Origin of the sequence: Mycetocola zhujimingii, assembly GCF_003065425.1 — a bacterium.
Lineage (GTDB): Bacteria > Actinomycetota > Actinomycetes > Actinomycetales > Microbacteriaceae > Mycetocola_A > Mycetocola_A zhujimingii.
The window spans coordinates 1,132,063-1,153,637 of the sequence record NZ_CP026949.1 but is presented as its reverse complement, the minus strand read 5'-3'; the positions used below and the strand labels follow the sequence as shown (position 1 = coordinate 1,153,637).

19 protein-coding genes are annotated in these 21,575 nt (G+C 65.0%); 8 read left to right on the top strand and 11 right to left on the bottom strand.

All coding sequences use genetic code 11. The features are described 5' to 3' along the window. Positions 1-188 precede the first annotated feature (188 nt). Positions 189-1,484 (bottom strand): tyrosine--tRNA ligase, encoded by a 1,296-nt coding sequence (gene tyrS, locus C3E77_RS05425; protein ID WP_108390699.1) that lies wholly within the window; start codon positions 1,482-1,484, stop codon positions 189-191. Between the two features lie 132 nt (positions 1,485-1,616). Here tyrS and C3E77_RS05420 point away from each other — a divergent pair, with 132 nt between their 5' ends. After that, a complete protein-coding gene (locus C3E77_RS05420) occupies positions 1,617-2,246 on the top strand; it encodes a DNA-binding protein (protein WP_108390698.1) in 630 nt (209 codons plus the stop codon). Continuing rightward, positions 2,243-2,851 (top strand): hypothetical protein, encoded by a 609-nt coding sequence (locus C3E77_RS05415; RefSeq protein ID WP_108390697.1) that lies wholly within the window; start codon positions 2,243-2,245, stop codon positions 2,849-2,851. Before C3E77_RS05420 ends, C3E77_RS05415 begins: the two co-directional genes overlap by 4 nt. A gap of 216 nt (positions 2,852-3,067) precedes the next feature. Here the strand turns inward: C3E77_RS05415 and C3E77_RS05410 are convergent, their stop codons facing one another. The 10 genes from C3E77_RS05410 to pnuC all read right to left on the bottom strand — a co-directional run bounded on the left by C3E77_RS05410 (position 3,068) and on the right by pnuC (position 15,146). Beyond that, positions 3,068-3,658 (bottom strand): DNA-3-methyladenine glycosylase, encoded by a 591-nt coding sequence (locus C3E77_RS05410; protein WP_198410459.1) that lies wholly within the window; start codon positions 3,656-3,658, stop codon positions 3,068-3,070. 2 nt (positions 3,659-3,660) lie between these two features. Continuing rightward, positions 3,661-5,097, bottom strand: a complete 1,437-nt coding sequence (argH, locus tag C3E77_RS05405) for an argininosuccinate lyase (RefSeq protein ID WP_108390695.1) — start codon at positions 5,095-5,097, stop codon at positions 3,661-3,663. Positions 5,098-5,101: 4 nt separating this feature from the next. Beyond that, positions 5,102-6,301: an argininosuccinate synthase gene (locus C3E77_RS05400; protein ID WP_108390694.1), complete on the bottom strand. Its 1,200-nt coding sequence runs from the start codon at positions 6,299-6,301 to the stop codon at positions 5,102-5,104. A 72-nt stretch (positions 6,302-6,373) separates the two neighbouring features. Then, entirely contained in the window at positions 6,374-7,297 is a 924-nt protein-coding gene (argF, locus tag C3E77_RS05395) for an ornithine carbamoyltransferase (protein ID WP_108390693.1), read from the bottom strand. Further along, positions 7,294-8,529 carry an acetylornithine transaminase gene (locus C3E77_RS05390; protein ID WP_108390692.1) on the bottom strand — a complete coding sequence of 412 codons (1,236 nt, stop codon included), beginning with the start codon at positions 8,527-8,529 and terminating at the stop codon, positions 7,294-7,296. The genes argF and C3E77_RS05390 overlap by 4 nt, the downstream gene beginning before the upstream one ends. Further along, a complete protein-coding gene (gene argB / locus C3E77_RS05385; RefSeq protein WP_108390691.1) occupies positions 8,526-9,452 on the bottom strand; it encodes an acetylglutamate kinase in 927 nt (308 codons plus the stop codon). The genes C3E77_RS05390 and argB overlap by 4 nt, the downstream gene beginning before the upstream one ends. 2 nt (positions 9,453-9,454) lie before the next feature. Beyond that, entirely contained in the window at positions 9,455-10,606 is a 1,152-nt protein-coding gene (argJ, locus tag C3E77_RS05380) for a bifunctional glutamate N-acetyltransferase/amino-acid acetyltransferase ArgJ (RefSeq protein WP_108390690.1), read from the bottom strand. Then, positions 10,603-11,658, bottom strand: coding sequence for an N-acetyl-gamma-glutamyl-phosphate reductase (gene argC / locus C3E77_RS05375; RefSeq protein WP_108390689.1), 1,056 nt, complete (start codon positions 11,656-11,658; stop codon positions 10,603-10,605). Before argC ends, argJ begins: the two co-directional genes overlap by 4 nt. A 232-nt stretch (positions 11,659-11,890) precedes the next feature. Further along, complete coding sequence (locus tag C3E77_RS05370; protein ID WP_108390688.1) at positions 11,891-14,413, bottom strand: DEAD/DEAH box helicase; 2,523 nt, start codon at positions 14,411-14,413, stop codon at positions 11,891-11,893. Between the two features lie 43 nt (positions 14,414-14,456). Further along, a complete protein-coding gene (gene pnuC, locus C3E77_RS05365) occupies positions 14,457-15,146 on the bottom strand; it encodes a nicotinamide riboside transporter PnuC (protein ID WP_108390687.1) in 690 nt (229 codons plus the stop codon). A 63-nt stretch (positions 15,147-15,209) separates the two neighbouring features. On the opposite strand from pnuC, the gene C3E77_RS05360 reads away from it, so the two are divergent. The 6 genes from C3E77_RS05360 to C3E77_RS05320 all read left to right on the top strand — a co-directional run bounded on the left by C3E77_RS05360 (position 15,210) and on the right by C3E77_RS05320 (position 21,228). Further along, the gene (locus C3E77_RS05360; RefSeq protein ID WP_108390686.1) at positions 15,210-16,724 is read left to right on the top strand and encodes an SDR family NAD(P)-dependent oxidoreductase; all 1,515 of its coding nucleotides are present in this window, start codon (positions 15,210-15,212) and stop codon (positions 16,722-16,724) included. Positions 16,725-17,057: 333 nt separating this feature from the next. Next, positions 17,058-17,684 (top strand): DUF6226 family protein, encoded by a 627-nt coding sequence (locus tag C3E77_RS05355; protein ID WP_234031300.1) that lies wholly within the window; start codon positions 17,058-17,060, stop codon positions 17,682-17,684. A 592-nt stretch (positions 17,685-18,276) separates the two neighbouring features. Beyond that, a complete protein-coding gene (locus C3E77_RS05345) occupies positions 18,277-18,699 on the top strand; it encodes a hypothetical protein (protein WP_108390683.1) in 423 nt (140 codons plus the stop codon). 937 nt (positions 18,700-19,636) lie between these two features. Beyond that, on the top strand, positions 19,637-20,023 hold the full coding sequence (locus C3E77_RS05330; RefSeq protein WP_108390680.1) for a hypothetical protein: 387 nt from the start codon (positions 19,637-19,639) through the stop codon (positions 20,021-20,023). 480 nt (positions 20,024-20,503) lie between these two features. Next, positions 20,504-20,935 (top strand): hypothetical protein, encoded by a 432-nt coding sequence (locus C3E77_RS05325; RefSeq protein WP_108390679.1) that lies wholly within the window; start codon positions 20,504-20,506, stop codon positions 20,933-20,935. Then, positions 20,935-21,228, top strand: coding sequence for a transcriptional regulator (locus C3E77_RS05320; protein WP_108390678.1), 294 nt, complete (start codon positions 20,935-20,937; stop codon positions 21,226-21,228). The genes C3E77_RS05325 and C3E77_RS05320 overlap by 1 nt, the downstream gene beginning before the upstream one ends. Positions 21,229-21,575 lie beyond the last annotated feature (347 nt).

The window sequence follows — 21,575 nt, the reverse complement described above, 5'->3', positions numbered from 1 at the left end:
GAATAATCGAGTGTCTTCGTATCTGAAGAAGTTCGTCCCGCATGAGGCCGGCGAGCTAAGCTCAGCCGCACCTTTGGGGTGACAAGTAAGTACTTTACGTTCAGTCCGGCCAGCTCGCAACTCACCGGTGCAGGTCGGGCGTGTCGGCCTAGCCGACCCCGCGAACACCCCGTCCGGGGGGCGGTCGTTTACTCCGTAAACACGCCGGCGAGAGTCTTCTTGCCCCTCCGGAGGACCGCCACTCCCCCGGCCAGGGTGTCGTCGAGAACAGCCGACTCATCGGTGACCTTGGCGTTGTTGAGGTACACGCCGCCCTGCGCAATCGCACGGCGCGCTTCGCCGATGCTCGAGGTGAGCTTCGTGTCAACAAGGAGTTGTGTCAGGGGAACCCCGAGCGCAGCCGTCACATGCGGGAGTTCGGACAGCGCTGAGCTGAGCGTCGCTGCATCGAGGCCCGACAGTTCGCCCTGGCCGAAGAGGGCTGCGGACGCGGCGATCGCGGCATCCGTTGCGTCGACACCGTGAACGAGAGACGTGACCTCGTACGCGAGTCGCTTCTGCGCTTCACGACGGAACGGCTCAGTGGCCACAGCACCTTCGAGCCGCTCGATCTCTTCGCGAGTGAGGAAGGTGAACACCTTGAGCCGCGCGATGACATCCGCGTCGTCGGAGTTGACCCAGAACTGGTAGAACGCGTAAGGACTCGTCATCTCGGGGTCGAGCCAGACGGCGTTGCCCTCGCTCTTGCCGAACTTCGTACCGTCGGAGTTGGTGATGAGCGGGGTGCCGATGGCGTGCGCGCTCTTCCCCTCGGCCTTGTGGATGAGGTCGGTTCCGCTCGTGAGGTTTCCCCACTGGTCGCTGCCACCGGTCTGCAGCACACAGCCGTAGCTGCGGAACAGCTCGAGGAAGTCCAGCCCCTGCAGGATCTGGTAGCTGAACTCGGTGTAGCTGATGCCCGCGTCGGAGTTGAGGCGTGCGCTGACGGCATCCTTCTTGAGCATGGTCCCGACCCGGAAGTACTTGCCAACGTCGCGGAGGAAGTCGATGGCGGAGAGCGGCGCCGTCCAGTCGAGGTTGTTCACCATGCGTGCAGCGTTGTCACCCTCGAAGCTGAGGAACCGGGAGACCTGGCCCTGCAGTCGCTCCACCCAGTCGGCGACGGTCTCGCGCGTGTTGAGAGTGCGCTCGGCAGTGGGGCGCGGGTCACCGATGAGCCCGGTCGATCCGCCGACGAGGCCGAGCGGCTTGTGGCCGGCGAGCTGGATGCGGCGCATGAGCAGGAGCTGAACGAGGTTGCCGAGGTGCAGGCTCGGGGCGGTCGGGTCGAACCCGCAGTAGTGGGTGATCGGCGCGCCGGCGAGGAGCTCCTTCAGCTCGCCCGCATCGGTCGACACGTGCACGAGTCCTCGCCAGACGAGTTCCTCCCAGATGTCATCGAAGGTGGAATCGTTCGCTTGGCTGGACAGTAGTGACGTGGACACGACTGACACGATACCAGCGCGCCCCTCGACGACGTGTGCCGATGTGAGGCCATAACCTCACTCTTGACTTACTTTAGGTTATTTCCTAATATCGGTCTAGTTATGCTTTTAGGCTAAACATAGGAGAGGGTCATGTTCGTTCTCACTGCCGACCAGATCGACAGCCGCCACACCACGGACCGTGTTGCGGCCACCCTCACGGCGCTCAACACCGACCATGGCGACCAGCTGCTGCTTCCCGCCGACCGAACCGCGGGCGATGAGCTGCAACTGCTCGTCGATGACGCCGCCCTCCTCCTGACCCTGGTTCTCGAACTCACCCGCGCGGGTGAGTGGAGTGTGGGGGTTGGGGTCGGGTCCGTACGGCTGCCGCTCCCCGCCGACACCCGCGAGGCCACCGGCGAAGCGTTTTACGCGGCGCGGGATGCTGTCACGCGCGCAAAGAAGCAGCCGACCCGGTTCGCACTCACCCTCGCCGGCGCGGAGAACGAGGACTCCCCCGCCATCCGTGGCGCCGACGTCGAAGCGCTCATCACTCTCCTGCTCCACCTGCGTGACCGCCGAACCGACGGCGGCTGGGAACTCTACGACCTGCTGTCGACCGGCCTCACCCAGTCGGAATCCGCTTCACGGCTCGGAATCACCGCGGGAGCAGCCAGCCTGAGGGCCCGCGCGGCAGGAATCCGTGTCGAACGAGCGGCGTCTGAGGCGCTTGTTAGGCTACTCGACACCATCAACGGCAGTGAGGAGACCGAGGCATGACACCGATCGTCGGCACGGTTCCCGGAACTGTCTACTGGACACTCGCGCTCGTGCTCGCAGTGGGTTGCCTCGCGGTCATCGTCCTCGCCCACTGGCGCCAGCAGCCCCGATGGATCACGATTGCTGCCGCGATTCTCGCTGTTGACGTTGCGCTCCTCGCTATCCCGTCCCCAACGGTTCCGCTCGGCGTTCTCGTCTCGCTCGGCGTGTTGGGCGTCGCCATCGCTGTGCTCGGCGGTGGCACTGCCACCACCTGGGTGCTGAGACTCGCGACCCGGGGGCTCGTTCGACCGGGACTGTTCGGCGGCATCCTCGTCTCAGACACCGACCGGAGCGGGCGCGGCACCGTGCGATCCGCCGGGGGCTCCCAGCATGAGGTCCTTCGCGGCGGACGCACGATCGGTTACCTCGAGCGCTTTTCGGTCGCCGCCACTCTCATGGCCGGCTTTCCCGAAGCCATAGCGATCATCGTCGCCATCAAGGGCGTCGGCCGGTTCACCGAGCTCGAAGCACCCGAGGCTCGCGAGCGGTTCATCATCGGCACCTTTACGAGCCTGATCTGGGCGTCATCGAGTGCGGCGCTGTTCCACTTCGCGCTGAGCTGATCCGCCGCCTCGAGTCGCCGCGCCGTGTCGCAGGCCCTTCAGTTGTCGCAAAGTGTCGTCAAACAGCGATCCAAACGACCAAACGCGACCACTCAACGCTGCGCCGGGCCTCGGCATCGTGTCGCAGACCCTTCAGTTGTCACAAAGTGTCGTCAAACAGCGATCCAAACGACCAAACGCGACCACTCAGCGCTGCGCGGGGCCGGTCGCCGCGGCTCAGACCTTCGGATGCCGCTTGTAGGGTGACACGCTCGACTCGCCGGGGATCCAGAACCGCCAGGGCAGGTCGGCCCCGCCAGCCACACCGGTGCGGGGGCCCGTCTCGTACGCGGCCGGCTCAGCAGCTGGTTCGAGCGAGAACGGCGGTGCGAACAGATCGCTCCCGTTCTGAGCCAGGCTGATGCCAAGGGCGACGACGAGGCGCGCCGGTCCCTGTGCCAGGTCGCGGTCGCTCTTCGAGGTCGTCCGCCGAAACCGCGCCAGCTCGATACCCTCGACGACCTCGCCCGCACGGATCAGACACGCGGATGCTTCGCCATCGGGCGAGCAGACAACGTTGGCGCACACGTGCATCCCGTAGGTGAAGTAGCAGTACAGGTGCCCTGGCTCGCCGAACATGCTCGCGTTCCGAGCCGTCTTACCGCGGAACGCGTGCGAACCCGGGTCGACGCCCTGGCCGATATAGGCCTCAACCTCGGTGATGCGCACCCCGACGGTGCCGGCATCCGTCGTGTGACGAAGCACCGCACCCAAAAGGTGCGGTGCTACGTCAACGGACGGGCGCTCGAAGAACGCGCGGTCGAACACGCTCAGGCGCGGAGTGCCTGCGACAGCACACGGACACGTTCGACCAGCTGCTGGCGCTGCTCGGCCACCCGGTCGGGAGCGGTTCCGCCGACGCCGTTGCGTGACGCAATCGACCCCTGAACCGTGAGCACGTCACGAACCGCCGGCACGAGGTGCTCGGAGATTCCGGCGAGGTCTTCGTCGGACGGTTCGTGGAGTTCGAGTCCGCGCTTCTCGCAGAACTGCACGAGCTCACCCGAGATCTCGTGGGCGTCGCGGAAGCTGACGCCCTGCCGAACGAGCCACTCGGCAACATCCGTCGCGAGCGAGAAGCCCTGCGGGGCAAGCTCGGCCATGCGCTCGGTGTTGAAACGCAGCGTCGCAACCATGCCGGTGAACGCGGGCAGCAGCACTTCGAGCTGTTCCACAGTGTCGAAGACCGGCTCCTTGTCTTCCTGCAGGTCGCGGTTGTACGCGAGCGGAAGTCCCTTGAACGTCGCCAGCAGCCCAGTGAGGTTGCCGATGAGTCGACCCGATTTGCCCCGGGCGAGCTCGGCGATGTCGGGGTTCTTCTTCTGCGGCATGATGCTCGAGCCCGTCGAGTATCCGTCGTCGAGGGTCACGAGGTTGAACTCGCGCGTGTTCCACACGATGATGTCCTCGGCGAACCGCGACAGGTTGATCCCGATGAGCGACGCGATGAAGGCGAATTCCGCGACAACGTCACGGCTGGCCGTCGCGTCGAGTGAGTTCTCGGTCGGGCGGTCGAGGCCCAGTTCGGATGCCACAAGCTGCGGATCCAGGCCAAGCGAGCTTCCCGCAAGCGCACCGGATCCGTACGGCGACGCCGAGGCGCGCTTCGTCCAGTCGGTGAGGCGCTCGAGGTCACGAACGAGCGGCCAGGCGTGGGCGAGCAGGTGGTGCGCGAGCAGCACCGGCTGAGCGTGCTGGAGGTGCGTACGTCCAGGCATCGGGGCGTCGGCGTGTGCCTCGGCCTGTGAGGCGATGGCATCGATCAGCTGGATGACGAGGTGCCCGATTACGCGCGAGTGGTTCAGCAGGTACAGCCGAACCAGGGTCGCGATCTGGTCGTTCCGGCTGCGGCCGGCGCGGAGCTTGCCGCCGAGCTCGACACCGGCGCGGTCGATGAGACCGCGCTCGAGTGCGGAGTGCACGTCCTCGTCGGCTTCGTCAGCGGTGAAAGCGCCGGACGCGGCGTCCTCTTCGAGTCGATCGAGGGCATCCAGCATCGCGGCGAACTCGTCGTCGCTGAGATAACCCGCCGAGGCGAGTGCCTTGGCGTGTGCCCGTGAACCGGCGATGTCGTATGGCGCAAGCTGCCAGTCGAACTGCGTTGACTTGCTCAGGCGAGCCAGTTCGGGTGACGGCCCGCTGGCGAAGCGTCCGCCCCAGAGAGCACCCGCTTCACTCGCCCGGTTGGTGGAGTCGTCACCCGACACGGCGCTACTCCTGACCTGCGTCGCGGCGAGCCGAGATCTTGCTCGGCAGCGACCACAGCTCGATGAAGCCCTTCGCCATCGACTGGTCGAACGTGTCGCCCGTGTCGTAGGTCGCGAGGTTGAAGTCGTAGAGGCTCGAGTCGCTCTTGCGGCCGGTGACGACAGCAGAACCGGCGTGCAGCTTGAGGCGGATGTCGCCTGAGACGTGCTTCTGGGTCTCGTCGATGAAGACGTCGAGCGCCTTCTTGAGGCCGGAGAACCAGAGTCCGTCGTAGACGAGCTCTGCCCACTTCGACTCGACGGTGCGCTTGTAGCGAGCGAGGTCGCGCTCGATGGTCATGTTCTCGAGCTCTTCGTGAGCGGTGATGAGCGCGATGCCCGCCGGGGACTCGTAAACTTCACGGCTCTTGATGCCGATGAGGCGGTCTTCGACGATGTCGATCCGGCCGACGCCCTGGTCACCGGCGAGACGGTTCATGAGCTCAACGGCCTGGAGCGGCGTAATGGACTTGCCGTCGTAGGCAACGGGAACACCCTGGTCGAAGGTGATGACGACCTCGGTCGGCGCTCCGGCCTGAGCCGGGTCCTTCGTGTAGGTGTAGAGGTCTTCGATCGGCGGGTTCCACGGGTCTTCGAGGAAGCCGGTCTCGACGGCGCGACCCCAGACGTTCTGGTCGATCGAGTACGGGCTCTTCTTCGACTGTGCGATCGGCAGGTTGTGCTGCTCGGCGTAGACGATGGCCTTGTCGCGGGTCAGCGCGAGGTCGCGGACCGGAGCGATGCTCGTCAGGTCTGGCGCGAGTGCGGCGACGGCGGCTTCGAAGCGGACCTGGTCGTTGCCCTTACCGGTGCAACCGTGTGCGACGCTGTTCGCGCCGAGTTCCTTGGCGGTGGATGCCAGGTACTTCGCGATGAGCGGACGGCTGAGTGCAGAGACGAGCGGGTAACGCTTCTGGTACAGCGCGTTGGCCTTGAGTGCCGGCATCAGGTAGTCGCTGGCGAACTCCTCGCGGGCGTCGACAACGACCGACTCAACGGCGCCACAGTCGAGGGCGCGCTGGCGGATGACCTCCATGTCCTCGCCCTCTTGTCCGACGTCGATGGCGAGTGCCACGACCTCTTTACCTGTCGCATCCTTCAGCCATCCGATGCCGACCGAGGTGTCGAGGCCGCCCGAGTATGCGAGTACGACGCGTTCCGCCATGAGATTCTCCTTGATTGCTTGTGGTTAAAAGTGTAGTGAAAGTGCCCGGCTGGTCCGGGCTGGCCCTGTGGGTCAGGCGCGTTCGAGCAGCCAGACGAGCAGCGCCTTCTGGGCGTGCAGTCGGTTTTCTGCTTCGTCCCAGATGATCGACTGCGGTCCGTCGATGACATCGGCGGTGACCTCGAAGCCACGGTCGGCCGGGAGGCAGTGCATGAAGACGGCGTCGCTCTTCGCGAGCGCCATCATCTCGGCGTCGACCCTGAACGGGTTAAGGACGGCAACCCGTGCCGCCTTCTCCTCTTCCTTGCCCATCGACACCCAGGTGTCGGTGATGAGGATGTCCGAACCGGATGCCGCCTCGCGGGCGTCGCCGAAGAGGGCAATCGAACCGCCGGTGGTCTCCGCGATGCGGGTGGCGTCGGCGACTACTGCTGGGTCGGGAGTGAACCCCTCCGGCGAGGCGATCCGCACGTGCATCCCCGCCGTCGCACCGGCGAGCAGGTAGGAGTGCGCCATGTTGCAGCCACCGTCACCGACGAAGGTGAGGGTGAGACCGGCGAGGGTTCCCTTGTGCTCCTTGATCGTGAGCAGGTCGGCGAGCAACTGGCACGGGTGGAACTCATCACTCAGCGCGTTGACGACGGGAACCGTTGTGCCGTTCGCCATCTCCTCGAGTCCGGCCTGGCCGAAGGTGCGCCAGACGATCGCTGCGACCTGGCGTTCGAGCACGCGCGCGGTGTCGGCAGCGGTCTCCTTGCCGCCGAGCTGGCTCGACGCGGTGGAGATGATGAGCGGTGATCCGCCGAGGTCGGCGATGCCGACGGCGAACGAAACCCGGGTGCGGGTCGACGACTTGTCGAAGATCACCGCAACGGTCTGCGGGCCCTCGAGGGGACGACGAGAGAACCTGTCGCGCTTCATCTCGATCGCGAGATCGAGGATCTCGGCTTGCTCAGCGGGGCTGAGGTCGTCGTCGCGGAGGAAGTGCCGGGTCATGTCGTGCCTGCAATCGGTGTTGTGGTGGGCGAAGGTGTGCCGTCGGCGATCGCTGTCACGCGAGCGAGTGCCGCACGGAAGCGTCGGTCGAACTCAGCGAGCTCGGCGTCGCCGATGATCAGTGGAGGCGCGAGCCGGATCGTTTCCGGGTTGGGTGCGTTGATGATGAGGCCCTCGGCAAGTGCCGCCGAGACGAGCGCCGGCGCGACAGGTTCGGTCAGCTCGATGCCGAGAAGCAGTCCGCGGCCCCGAACGCCGGCGATGAGCGGTGAGTCGATGCCGGTGATCGCGCCACTCAGCTGCTCACCGCGCGCCCGGGCGTTGTCGACGAGGCCAGCGGTCTCGATCTCGCCGAGCACGGCGTTCGCTGCCGCGGTCGCGAGCGGGTTGCCGCTGAATGTCGAGCCGTGCTGGCCTGGCGTGAAGAGGTCGGATGCCGCACCAAAGGTCACGAGGGCACCGATCGGCACTCCCCCGCCGATTCCCTTCGCGAGGGTCACGGCATCCGGAACTATGCCCTCCCGCTGGAACGCGAACCAGGATCCGGTGCGGCCGGCGCCGGTCTGGATTTCGTCGACGATCAGCAGTGCGCCGTGCCGGGTGGCGAGCTCTCGGGCGCGACCGAGGAACCCGGCCGGCAGCTCGCGCACGCCTGCCTCGCCCTGGATCGGTTCGACGATGATCGCGGCGACGGTGTCGTCGAACGCGCTTTCGAGGGCTTCGAGGGTGGCATCGATGTGGGTGACGCCGGGCACCATCGGCTCGAACGCCTCGCGGATGGACGGTTTGCCGGTGAGCGCGAGCGCGCCCATGGTGCGGCCGTGGAACGAATTGTTGAGCGCGAGAATACGGGTCCGGCGGCCGTCACCGTTGTTGAGCCGCGCGAGCTTGAACGCCGCCTCGTTGGCTTCTGCCCCTGAGTTTGCGAAGTAGACCCGGCCGGCATCCCCTGCACCGGTCAGCCGCTTGAGCCGTGCGGCCAGTTCGAGCTGCGGTGCTGTGACGAAGTAGTTCGACACGTGGATGAGTGTTGCCGCCTGGGTGGCGATGGCCTCGACCAGCACCGGGTGGGCGTGGCCGAGCGCATTGACGGCGATCCCGCCGAGGAAGTCGAGGTACTCCCGACCGTCCTCGTCCCAGACCGTGCAGCCAGAGCCGTGGGTCAGCAGCGCCTGAGGTTCACCGAAGACGCGCATCATGTCGTGCGCGGCGACGAGGTGCCAGTCCTTCATGAGTCCTCCCCCACGATCTGTGTTCCGATGCCCTGCTGGGTGAAGACCTCGAGCAGGATCGAGTGCTCGAGCCTGCCGTCGATGATCGCCGCGTTGCGCACTCCGCCGTCGACGGCTTCGAGACACGCGGCCATCTTGGGGATCATTCCCGATTCGAGAGCCGGCAGAAGCTCGCGCAGCGCCGTCGTCGAGATGACCGACACGAGGGAATCACGGTCGGGCCAGTCGCTGTAGAGGCCTGCGACATCGGTGAGGATGAGGAACTTGTCAGCGTTCAGTGCCACAGCGAGAGCGGATGCCGCGGCGTCAGCGTTCACGTTGAGAACCTGGCCCGGCACGTCGCCGTCGGGCGCTATCGACGAGATGACGGGGATGAGACCGGCGTCGATGGCGTCGAGCACGGTCTGTGGTGCCACCGACACGACGTCCCCGACGAGACCGAGGTCGACGGTTTCGCCGTTCACGACCGCTCCGCGGCGCGCTCCAGTGAAGAGCGTTGTTGCCGCTCCGGACTCGGTGCTGCTCGCCGCTTCGCCGCTGAGTCCGATCGAGAAGCTGCCGTGCTCGTTGATGAGGTCGACGAGGTGCGCGTTGACGTCGTGGTTCAGGACGTCGCGAACAACGGTCATGGCCTCGGGCGTTGTCACCCGGTAGCCGCCACGGAATTCGCTCTCGATGCCCAGCTCGGTGAGCCGTGCCGAAATCTGCGGCCCACCGCCGTGCACGACGACCGGCTTGAGGCCCGCGTGGCGGAGGAAGACCATGTCTTCGGCGAATGCACGGGTGAGTTCGGGACTGACCATGGCGTTCCCGCCGAACTTCACGACGGCAATGGCGCCGTGGTAGCGCTTGAGCCATGGCAGCGCTTCGATGAGCACCGCGGCTTTCGCTATAGCGTCTGTGGTGGCTGCTGTATCCGTCATCATCAACTCGAGTACGCGCTGTTCTCGTGCACGTAGTCGTGCGTGAGGTCGTTGGTCAGGATGGTGGCAGACTCGGTGCCCTCTTTGAGATCGATGACGACCGAGACCGCGCGGCCGGTGAGGTCGACGTCCTCACGCGGGGCGTCCGGCGCCCCGGCGTGACAGACCCGAACCCCGTTCATCGAGACGTCGACGGCGTATGGGTCGAACACGGCCTGGGTGGTCCCGATCGCGGCGAGGACCCGTCCCCAGTTGGGGTCGTTGCCGAAGACGGCGGCCTTGAAGAGGTTGTTCCGTGCGACGGAGCGGCCGACCTCGACGGCGTCGTCTTCGCTCACGGCCCCGTGAACCTCGATGGTGATGTCGTGGCTCGCGCCCTCGGCGTCGCCCTGGAGCTGGCGAGCCAGGTCGAGGCAGATCTCGCGGACGGCAGCGGTGAACGAATCGGCGTCGGGTGAGACCCCGGATGCCCCCGACGCGAGGAGAGTGACCTGGTCGTTCGTCGACATGCAGCCGTCCGAGTCGAGGCGGTCGAAGCTGACCCTGGTGGCCGCCCTCAGCGCGCGGTCGAGCTGGTCACTGGCGAGGTCGGCGTCGGTTGTGAGCACGACGAGCATCGTGGCGAGCCCGGGCGCGAGCATCCCTGCGCCCTTCGCCATTCCGCCGATCACCCAGCCGTCACCCTCGACGACCGCCGTCTTCGCGTGGCTGTCGGTGGTGAGGATCGCCTCGGCGGCGTCGGTTCCGCCGTCGGTGCTGAGTGCCGCTGCCGCCGTGGCGACGCCGGGCAGGAGCTTGTCACGATCGAGCTGCACGCCGATGAGGCCGGTCGAGCAGACGAGCACGTCGCCGGCTGAGACCTCGAGTGCGGATGCCACGGCCTCGGCCGTGGCGTGGGTGGTCTGGAAGCCCTCGGGGCCGGTGAAGCAGTTGGCGCCGCCCGAGTTGAGCACGATCGCGTTGACCGTTCCGTCGTCGATGACCTGCTTCGACCAGAGGATCGGATTGGCCTGCGCACGGTTGCTCGTGAACACGGCGGCGGATGCGTAGCGGGGCCCGCGGTTGACGACGAGCGCGAGGTCCTTGCCGCCTGAGTCCTTGAGGCCGATTGCGATCCCTGACGCTTCGAATCCCTGTGCTGCGGTGACGGTCACGGTGCTACTCCGTTCAGAGGAAGCCCAGTTGCTTCGTCGAGTCCCAGTGCGATGTTCGCTGACTGGATGGCGGCACCAGCGGTGCCCTTGGCGAGGTTGTCGACGGCGGTCACGACGACGACGCGGCCTGCCGCTTCGTCCACGGCGAGCCCCATGAGCATGGTGTTCGCGCCGATCACATCGGCGGTCCGGGGAAACTCCCCCTCCGGCAACAGCTGCACGAAGGTTTCGGAACCGTAGGCGTCCTGCCAGGCCGCGCGGACGGCATCCGCACCGGTTCCCGGCACGATGCGGGCAGTGCTGGTCGCGAGGATGCCGCGCGACATCGGCACGAGGACCGGTGTGAACGAGACGCTCACGTCGGTGGCGCCCGCCGTGCGGAGGCTCTGCGCGATCTCCGGGATGTGCCGGTGCGTGCCGCCGACCGCGTACGGGTTGGCGGAGCCGAGAATTTCGCTCGCGAGCAGGTTGGTCTTGAGCGCCTTGCCGGCACCGGAGGGCCCAACGGCGAGTACCGAGACGATGTCGGTCGCCTCGATCACACCGGCGAGGATGCCTGGCACGAGCGAGAGGGCGACGGTGCTCGCGTTGCAGCCGGGGGCAGCGATCCGCCGTGCGCCGACGAGGTTGTCGCGCTGTTTGATGGGGCCGGTCGGGGTGCTGAGCTGGAGCTCCGGTACGCCGTACTGCCAGGCGCCGAAGTAGTCGCCGCCGTAGAACTGTGCCCAGTCGGCCTCGCTGGTGAGGCGGTGATCGGCGCCGCAGTCGATGACGAGCGTGTCGGCGTCTAGCTGGGCGGTGACTTCACCGGACTTGCCGTGCGGCAGGGCGAGGAAAACGACGTCATGCCCGGCGAGATTCTCCGGTGTGGTGTCGGTCAGGGTCAGGTGCGCGAGGGAACGCAGGTGTGGTTGTGCGGATGCCAGTGGCTGGCCGGCGTTGGAATGCGCGGTCACCGTGCGGATGTCGAAATCGGGGTGGGCCGCGAGCAATCGCAGCAACTCGCCCCCGGCGTATCCGGATGCTCCGGCTACGGCTACAGAGAAGGACATGGCTCTACCTTATTGAGGGGATGAACGATGGATGGTCGGCGGCGCCTCTCGGAACCGTGCCATGCACCGTTCGCCCAGCGTCGCCTATCGTCGCTCTGAGGTGTTACGGCGTCGACGGAGTGCGCTCGGGGCGAAGCCCTGGGCTGAAACACTGCTGTCGATGATGGCCATTCCTCGACTTTAGCGGGTTCCGAGCGGCATCCGCCAATCGATCTGCGCTGAACGGCACCCGTCAGAGGGAATCCACCGCGGTGACGGTGACAACGGCGAACCCCTGCTCGTCGGACTCGGCGAGGTCGACCGTCGCGCTGATCCCCCAGTCGTGGTCGCCGGCCGGGTCGTCGAAGATTTGCCGGGCGGTCCAGACCGGCCCCGACTCATCGAGGATGAGGAGCTTGGAGCTGCGGGCGTCAGGTCCGGTGAGGATCTGGTCGTGCAGTTCGTAGTAACCGTCGAGCGCGTTGGCCCAGCGGTCGGCGTCGAATCCGGATGCCGCGTCCAGCTCCCCGAGGGCGTCGTAGTCTTCCAGCGCCGCCAGTTGCACCCGGCGGAAGAGCTCGTTGCGCACGAGGATGCGGAACGCCCGGACGTTGGAGCTGAGGCGCTGCGGTGCTGGCGGAACGATCTCGCCCGCGTGCTCGGCGTGCTTCTCCGGGTCGGGGTGGGTGAGTTCTTCCCATTCGTCAAGCAGGCTCGAGTCGACCTGGCGCACGAGCTCGCCGAGCCACTCGATCAGGTCGAGCAGGTCTTCGTTCTTGGCCTCGTCGGGGATCGTCTGGCGGGCGGCGCGGTAGGCGTCGGACAGGTAGCGCAGCACGACACCCTCACTGCGGGCGAGCTTGTAGAACGCGATGAACTCGCCAAACGACATTGCGCGTTCGTACATGTCGCGCACCACGGACTTCGGGCTGAGCTCGAAGTCGCGGATCCACGGCTGGGAGGCGCTGTAGGTCTCGAAGGTGATCGTCAGCAGTTCGTTGAGCGGCTTGGGGTAGCTGACCTCCTCGAGCAGCTCCATCCGCTCGTCGTACTCGATGCCCTCGGACTTCATCGCGGCGACGGCCTCACCCCGGGCGAGGAACTGCTGCTGGCTGAGCACGGCACGCGGGTTGTCGAGGGTTGCCTCGACGATGGAGATCATGTCGAGCGCGTAGCTCGGGTCTTCGGGGTCGAGCAGCTCGAATGCGGCGAGCGCGAACGGCGACAACGGCTGGTTGAGCGCGAAGTTCGGCTGCAGGTCGACGGTGAGTCGGATCGTTCCGTCTGCGGACTGCTCGACGATGCCCGAGTCGCGGAGCGTGCGGTAGATGCCGAGGGCACGTCGAGCGAGCTCGAGCTGACGCTTGAACGGTTCGTGGTTGTCGAAGACGAGGTCGTGCACGTGCTGATAGACGTCTCCCCCGCGGCCGATGACGTTGATGAGCATCGCCGAGGTGATCTGCATGCTCGACGTGAGCGTCTCAGGTTCCGCGGCGACGAGGCGCTGGAAGGACGGCTCTCCCCAGGAGACGAAGCCGTCGGGCGCCTTCTTGCGGATGATCTTGCGCTTCTTCTTCGGGTCGTCGCCCGCCTTCTTGATGGCGTTGAGGTTCTCGGTCTCGTGCTCAGGCGCCTGCACGACGACGGTGCCAGCCGTGTCGTAGCCCGCACGCCCGGCGCGCCCGGCGATCTGATGGAACTCGCGCGCCTTGAGCTGGCGCATCTTCACGCCGTCGTACTTGGTCAGCGCGGTGAACAGCACGGTGCGGATGGGCACGTTGATGCCGACGCCGAGCGTGTCGGTGCCGCAGATCACACGCAGCATGCCCTGTTGGGCGAGCTGCTCGACGAGACGGCGGTACTTCGGCAGCATGCCCGCGTGGTGCACGCCGATGCCGGCACGAAGCAACCGGGAGAGGGTTTTACCGAAGCTGGTGGTGAAGCGGAAGCCGCCGATCGCCTCGGCGATGGCATCCCGTTGCTCCCTCGTCGCGACCTTCATGCTCGACATCGACTGGGCGCGCTCCATCGCGGCTGCCTGCGAGAAGTGAACGACATAGATCGGGGCCTGCCCCGTGGTGAGCAGCTCGTCCACGGTCTCGTGGATCGGCGTGGTCTCGTAGTAGAAGTGCAGCGGCACCGGACGCTCGACACCGGTGACGCGGGCGGTCTCGCGTCCGGTGCGGCGGGTGAGGTCTTCGGCGATCTCCGTGACGTCGCCGAGGGTCGCCGAGAGCAGAATGAACTGGGCTCGCGGCAGCGACAGGAGCGGCACCTGCCAGGCCCAGCCGCGGTCGGGGTCTGCGTAGAAGTGGAACTCGTCCATGACGACCTGGTCGACCTCGGTGTCTTCGCCATGCCGGAGTGCGAGGTTGGCGAGGATCTCCGCGGTGCAGCAGATGATCGGTGCGTCGGCATTGACCGAGGAGTCGCCGGTCATCATGCCGACATTCTCGGCGCCGAAGATCGCGACGAGGGAGAAGAACTTCTCGCTCACGAGCGCCTTGATCGGGGCGGTGTAGAAGCTGCGCTTACCTGCGACGAGTGCCGCGTAGTGGGCGCCGACCGCGACGAGCGACTTGCCGGTGCCCGTCGGGGTACTGAGAATGAGGTTCTGGCCCGAGACGATCTCGATGATCGCTTCGTCCTGTGCCGGATACAGACGGATGCCGGTGGCCGTGACCCAGTCGCTGAATGCCTCGTAGACGGCATCCGGATCGATCGCCTCGCCCTGGGTTGTCGAAAGGGCGCGCGGGTCGAGCAGGAGAGAAGTCATTGTGCTTCGATCATGCCCTACTCGGCTGGCAAGCCCGCGCCCGCTACCGCTTCACCCTGGGGTCGGGGAACGCCGTCTCGATCGTCAGTGAGTTCTTCTTCTGCACGCGCATCCAGATGAAGAAGCCGACGAGGGTGAAGCCACCATAGAAGAGGTAGAGCACCGCTGAGGCGTAGTACCCGGCGCTGACCAGGAGCGGAACGCCGACGATGTCGACCGCGACCCAGATGAGCCAGAACTCGACCCAGCCCTTGGCCATGCCGTACGTGGCGAGGAGCGAGCCCATGAAGATCCATGCGTCAGCCCAGACCGGCTCGAACGAACCGAGCGCGCGGAAGATCGGGGTCAGGGCAAGCGTGCCACCGACCAGGCCGAGTCCGAGCAGCACCCGAACCTTGTTCGACGCCCAGTGCGGGGTGACGGCGGTCTGCTCGCCCGAGTTGCGGCTGTTGCGCCACTGCACCCAGCCATAGATGGAGACGATGATGAACATGACCTGTCGGCCGGCCTGGCCGAGCAGGTTCACCGGGTTTGGGGTGCCAAAGACGGCGCCGAGGAACACGGTGAAGAGCAGCAGGTTGCCGACGATGCCGACCGGCCATGCCCACACCTTGCGGCGCATGCCTCCGACGGCGCTGAGCATGCCAAACAGGTTGCCGATCACCTCGCGCCAGAGGATGGTCTGGTCGCCGATTACCAGCTGGGCATCGAACAGCCACTCGATCGGGTTCATAGTGCCATCCTTCCACTTGAGAGCGCGGCGTTCTCGCAGATGTCCTCAGGTAAACTTGCCCAAATGACCGACGCCATCAGTGAATCCGACATCTCCGGCGCCGGAATCGACCCCACAGACCTCGAGACCACGCTCCGCGTCCTCGCCTCGATGAACACCCTCGACGAAGAAGACCCCGACTACATCACGGTCCGCCGGGCGACCGCGGCGATGTTCAAGGCGGTCAAGCGCACCCGTCGCCGTGAGCTGCGCGACACCATTGCCAACGCCGATAAGGCGGTCATTGCGGCCACCGCCACCGGGGCATCCGATCGCATCGATGACGAGACGCGCGGCATCCCCCTCGCGACCACGATTGAGGCGCCGACCGCCGGCGAGCTCCTGAAGCCGCGCAACTGCTACATCTGCAAGCAGCCGTACACGCTCGTCGACGCGTTCTACCACCAGCTCTGCCCCGACTGCGCCCGGTTCAGCCACGGCAAGCGCGACGCGCGCACCGACCTGACCGGCAAGCGCGCTCTGCTCACCGGCGGCCGCGCGAAGATCGGCATGTACATCGCACTTCGCCTGCTGCGCGATGGTGCGCACACCACGATCACGACGCGGTTCCCTCGGGATGCCGTCCGTCGCTTCGCGTCGCTGCCGGACTCCGCCGACTGGCTGCACCGTCTCCGAGTTGTCGGCATCGACCTGCGTGACCCGGCACAGGTGATCAGCCTCGCCGATTCTGTCGCAGCGCAGGGTCCACTCGACATCCTCATCAACAACGCCGCTCAAACCGTGCGCCGCTCCCCCGGTTCGTATTCGCTGCTGGCGGATGCCGAGCTGCAGCCGCTCCCGGATGGTCCCCTCCCCGAGATGGAGACGTTCGGGCACACCGCCGATCAGCACCCCGAAGCGCTGCAGGCATCCGTATCAGCGCATCCTTTGCTGTCGGTCGCGTCGCTGGCCGGGACTGTCGCGCAGTCCGGCGCTCCTGCGCTGACCGCGGCTGACCTCGCGAACCTGGCCATGGCGCCAGGATCGTCGTCGCTCGAGAAGCACGCGGACGGCACGGCCATCGACGCCGGTGGGCTCGTGCCCGACCTGCAGACCACGAACAGCTGGGTGCAGAACGTCGAGCACGTCGACCCGCTCGAGATGCTCGAGGTGCAGCTCTGCAACACCACGGCGCCGTTCCTGCTGATCAGCAGGCTCCGGCCCGCGATGGCTGCGTCTCCCGCGCGCCGCAAGTACGTGGTGAATGTCTCCGCGATGGAGGGACAGTTCTCCCGTCGCTATAAGGGGCCGGGCCACCCACACACGAATATGGCGAAGGCCGCGCTCAACATGCTCACCCGCACCAGTGCGGGCGAGATGCTCGAGACCGACGGCATCCTCATGACCGCTGTCGACACCGGTTGGATCACCGACGAGCGGCCGCACCCGACAAAGGTTCGGCTCGCGGAGGAGGGTTTCCACGCTCCGCTCGACCTCGTCGACGGTGCCGCCCGCGTCTACGACCCGATCGTGCGTGGCGAGGCCGGCGAAGACCTCTACGGATGCTTCCTCAAGGACTACAAGCCCGGCGCCTGGTAGCGATCACTGCAGTACCCGCCGCTGCTGTCGGATGGCACTCGAGCGTTGTTCCTCCGGACCGATTTCCGGTGTCTCATAACTAACGACGAGTAACGCCATACAACCAGAAGGTTATGCGACGTAGTTATGAGACTCGACGGGTTACGAGATTCCGCCAAACCCCGGAAACACGGGTCACCAGTGGTGAGGTGTCTCGTATCCCTAGGGTTTTGAGACACATTCAGTGCCGACGCCCATTGGTGCTCAAGGCGGGCGTCGCTGAGCCGATCTCATCGCCTACCCCGTCCGGCGCGCGTGCGACAGGATGATGAAATGAGTTCCTATATTCGTCCTTTGGTCAAAGCGCCGGTGTTTCGTGACGCCGACGGTCAGATCATCGACTACGGAAACAGGTGGGGCGGGTCGCCCCCGGAGGACACCTATTCGGTGGACACACACCCGGAACGGTTCGCGCCACTCCACACCGTTGCCGATGCCCTCATCGCGCATCTAAGTGACGCCTACGACGTTGAAGTGGACGAGCGCGCGGAAACTGCGGCGGATCTGCTCCATCCCGCGTATCACGACGTGGTGCGCGCGGTGCGGATACGGCCGAATGATCCGGCGTGTGCGTCCCTGACGTTGGTCTTCACCGCCTACCCGGGGATCTACATGCATGCGGGGCTGCTCAACGACTTCCACTACCCGGTCTGTGGATGCGATGCCTGCGACTCGAACTGGGAGGGCGAAGCCGACGACCTCGAGCGACAAGTGCTCGCAGTTGTCGCCGGACACTATCGCGAGACCGTTGAACGGCGAGAATCCGACCCCTGGATTGGGTATGCGTTCACTTATCCGGACGGCGCCGCCTCGGGAGGATCCCTCGAGCAAGGCATACCGTCCGAGCGTCTCCAGGTCGCGGATTCAACCCTCCGGCAGGTCTCCGACGGATGGGCCGAGTGGCCCCGCGACGGGTTGTGACCTCGCTCGTTACATGTTTGTAGGAGGGATGTACACATCTGCTGAACGAGTTGACGATTCAACCCGGCTGCCCTGCGCTCGAATGACTCGTAACCGCGGTGTCGCAAAAACTATGGGATAAGAGACGTCGTCGGCTAAGACGCTTCTTCGGAGGTGGCCGGGCGCCGTAATGGTGTTTCGTCCTCGCTTCGTCGAACGACGTGCGGTTACCTGGTTCGGCTCCTCGCGAAAGCCGCAAGCAGACGAATGAGTGCGATGGCTGTCAGGGCTATACCGACAAGGAAGCCCAGTATCACCGGCCAGGGCAGAACACCGGCACGGTGTTCTGCATCGGAAGCGATTCCTTCTCCGATGCCAAGGGAGATAGTGATGGACAACAGCACCAAGCCCGCCGCCAATGCTCCTAACGGCAACCAGACGCGTACGGCCTTGCCCTGTCTTCGAGCGTTCATTCTCTGGCTCCCTCTCGCCGAATGCCGCGTCTGCGCTGATGTGCGTTCAAAAAGGGGACGAGAGAGTGCAGGCCTAGTGCACGCAGGGCCGGTGCCCTACGGTGGAGCAAGAGTATTCGCCGGTGACGAATGGTGGTCCGATGGCAGTGGAAAACGCGCGCATGCCAAGCGTCGAACTCGTCTACACGGGCGATGAGAAGTGGCTCATATCGAGGGTGCGCAACTGGTCACGGGCCACGTCCTTCGCCGAGATATTTCAGCAGCCGGACGGAGGAGACAGCTGGCTTCGGGTGGACGGATACGCCGCCGGAGACACGGCTGCAGCGCAAAAGTGGGCGACCCACTTCGCCGACCTGCACCATGAGAACATCGATACCCCTGCGCTGCCCACGCCTGTCGAACCGCCCAACCTGAACGATTATCGGGGACTGATAACCGTGGCATCAGCGTCGCGAACGGGCTTCGCGCGACTGCTTCCCGGGTGGATCAGCATCAAGATTATTCAGTCAATGAAACGAAGAGAACATGCTCGGGCGGTTGCCGACCATGGACGTCCGACGTGACTGCCTCCACGCACGACCGGGAGCGGATCGAGATGCTCCAGCTGCTCCTCATGATTCAACCGCGTCTCACTGAAATAGCCGCTCTACTTGAGCCAGCGGCTGACAGGTTCGACGCTGCCCGCCGTCTGTCCGAAGGACTGAACGTCACGGAGACGGCCGCTCACCAACTCATGTCCTTCAACCTGCTTATGGGCCTTGCGGGATATCGGCGCAAGCAAATCACCGCTGAACTCGAAGAGCTAACGGGCCGTAGCTAAGTCCGGACAATCCCTTCGCCGAATAAGGACTGGTTACAGTTCGACCGTTGCAGCTAGATCGAACTCGGGACGAAGTGTCTTGTAACCTGACTGTCTCAAAAGCCATGGGATACGAGACATCAGCCAACAGCGGCCAGCTATGTGAAACGCTGGAATCTCTAGGGATATGCGACATGTGGGAGGTCTCCGGTTCTTGCGCGGCGGACTGAGTGCTGGGACTATCAGGTGTGCCGAGAGCCGATAGCCACCGCCGCTTCTGGCCTGGATTTGTCGGTATTGGAATAGCAGCCGCGTTCGTTGCTTTCGTTCTGGTGGCCCCGCCCCTCGGCGGCGGTGCCTGTATGGAGTCATATCCGCTGCAATGCCCGGTAGTACAGGTCATGGGAAGCGGCCTTGCCGCAACCATTGTCGGGCTGATCGCTTGCGTGGTGTTGCTCTTTTTCGCGAGCGAGAGTCATACCTCTAGGGTGCGCATCTCCGGCGTCGTGTTGGGATTCATGGCTCTCCTCATCGTCATAATTGTGGGCACGAATTTGTCGTTAGAGCACACCGTTGAGCTCCGCTACTACTAATCTGCGTCCCGGCTTGATCCCTCGAACGTTCCGTTAAGCGACACTCCTTGTGGCGAAGATGCATTGGCGCGATGATCACGGTAGTGCGCTGTCAAGGGAGAGAAGCTGATGGAAGTTGACTCGGACCGATCTGCGGATCGCGTTGTCGTCCCCGACGTGGTCGGCACGATTTTCAGTATCGGCCGGGCTATGGCGACCGAAGCGGGCGTCACGCTGGCGAACCCCGACCCCGACGGCCCCCCGATCGGTGCTTTGGCGTGGCCGGGCATCTTCATCATCACGCGTCAGGAGCCGGAACCAGGCGCCATCCTTCATCGTTGGGACTCGGTGCAGGTGTGGGTGCGTGCCGACGAGGCATCGAGCAGCGTCACACTTCTTCCCACAGCGACACCGCCTTCGCTTTCCGCTCGGCTCGCGCCGCCGTCGAATTCGACGTTCCCAAGCCAGATCTTGTCGCTCGGAAGCTCCGATATCAGCGCGCGGCGACGCCGCTGATCGTCTCGGCCGGAGTCGCGCGCGAAGATCCGCAAACTAGGCACCGAGCATCCCAACGCGATCCGACAGATATGAGGTGTCCCGTAACCTCAGTGTCACGAAACACATGGGATACGAGACGTTGCGACCGGTGCTGATCGCGAGAGGCGACGGGTGAGACGTCGCAGATCACTAGGGATATGAGACGTCTTGCGTCGACGGCATCACATAGGAGGAGCCTGAGCGGGAATCCTTAGCGGGCGGGGCTCGCGGGAACTGGCCGCCCGGCAACTTCATCGCGGGAGTGAACGCCGGGAAGCGTCCGTTGAACGTCCGACTTACGGGACACCGTTCAGGACAGTCGCTTTCGAAGTCGGCAGCGTCACCGCTAGGGCGAGGGGATTCGGAGGATACGAGTTTCGCACATTGCATCTACTTGCGAGTATGCCAAGTAGATGCAATACTCGCAAATACACCATCCCTGGCAGCAAGGAATCCAGCATGAGCCCCTATGAGATAAACCCCCAGGACGCCGCCATCACGCTAGCGGAAACCGACCGGCTTGCCGCAAAAATGAGCAAAGATGTCTACGCTATGCGCGCGGCCATGGCGAGCCTGGCCGCCGCTACTGCATTCGGGCTGATTCTCATTGGATTGGTCCCGTCGATCGGTGCGATCATCGCTGGCACCGCCGCGATTGTCGCCGCATCCATTCCCGTATCGCTCGTTGGCGCAACCGCACGAGCGCGCGACCGGGCGTTCTCTCGCCGCTACCTTCTCACTATTGGCTTCTGGGGTCTGCTGTTCGCCGGGGCGATCCTCATCGGCATGTACCTCTTCCAGCAGGTACCGGGCTTCTGGATCCCCGCGGCAATCCTGTGCGCAATCCCGCCGGTCGCTTTCATCATCACAGGAAACCGAGCGACCCGCTAATGTCACACCCGCGATCCGAGCTCGATAAGGAACTCCTCTCTCCTCTCCGACTTTCCGTCCTCGCTGCTCTCTACCGTGTGGGAGAAGCTGAGTTTGCCGCCATTAGGGATGCAATCGAAACGAACGACGCGGAGCTCTCGCGACAGCTCACCAGACTCTCTGACGTCGGCTACCTCCATATCGATAAGCAACGCTCGGGCCGCTACATGAAGACGTGGCTATCCCTCACAAAGGAAGGCCGTGCCGCCCTCACCGCACACATTGCGGCACTGAAGCGGATCACCGATAGCTAAAAACCCGCATGCCGTTTCACGGTGCCCGATTAGGGTTCCCGTCGGAAGCGACGAGCTGGCGGAGCACCCGAGAAGGGGCACCTTCTAGAGCTCCACGGCCCGCCAGCGCCATTGCAACTACGTTCATGGTGACTCGTAACCTCGGTGTCTCGAAACCCATGGGATATGAGACGTCGGCCAGCCCGCTGTCACGTAAGAGGTTCCTGAGCGGGAAACCTCAACGGGCGGGGCTTGCGCGACTCGCGGTGCGGCAACTTTCATCGTGGGCGGTGAACGCCGGGAAGCGTCGGTAGAACCTCCGTCTTGCGGGCTCCGTGCTGAACGGCGCACAAGGATGTATACCCCAA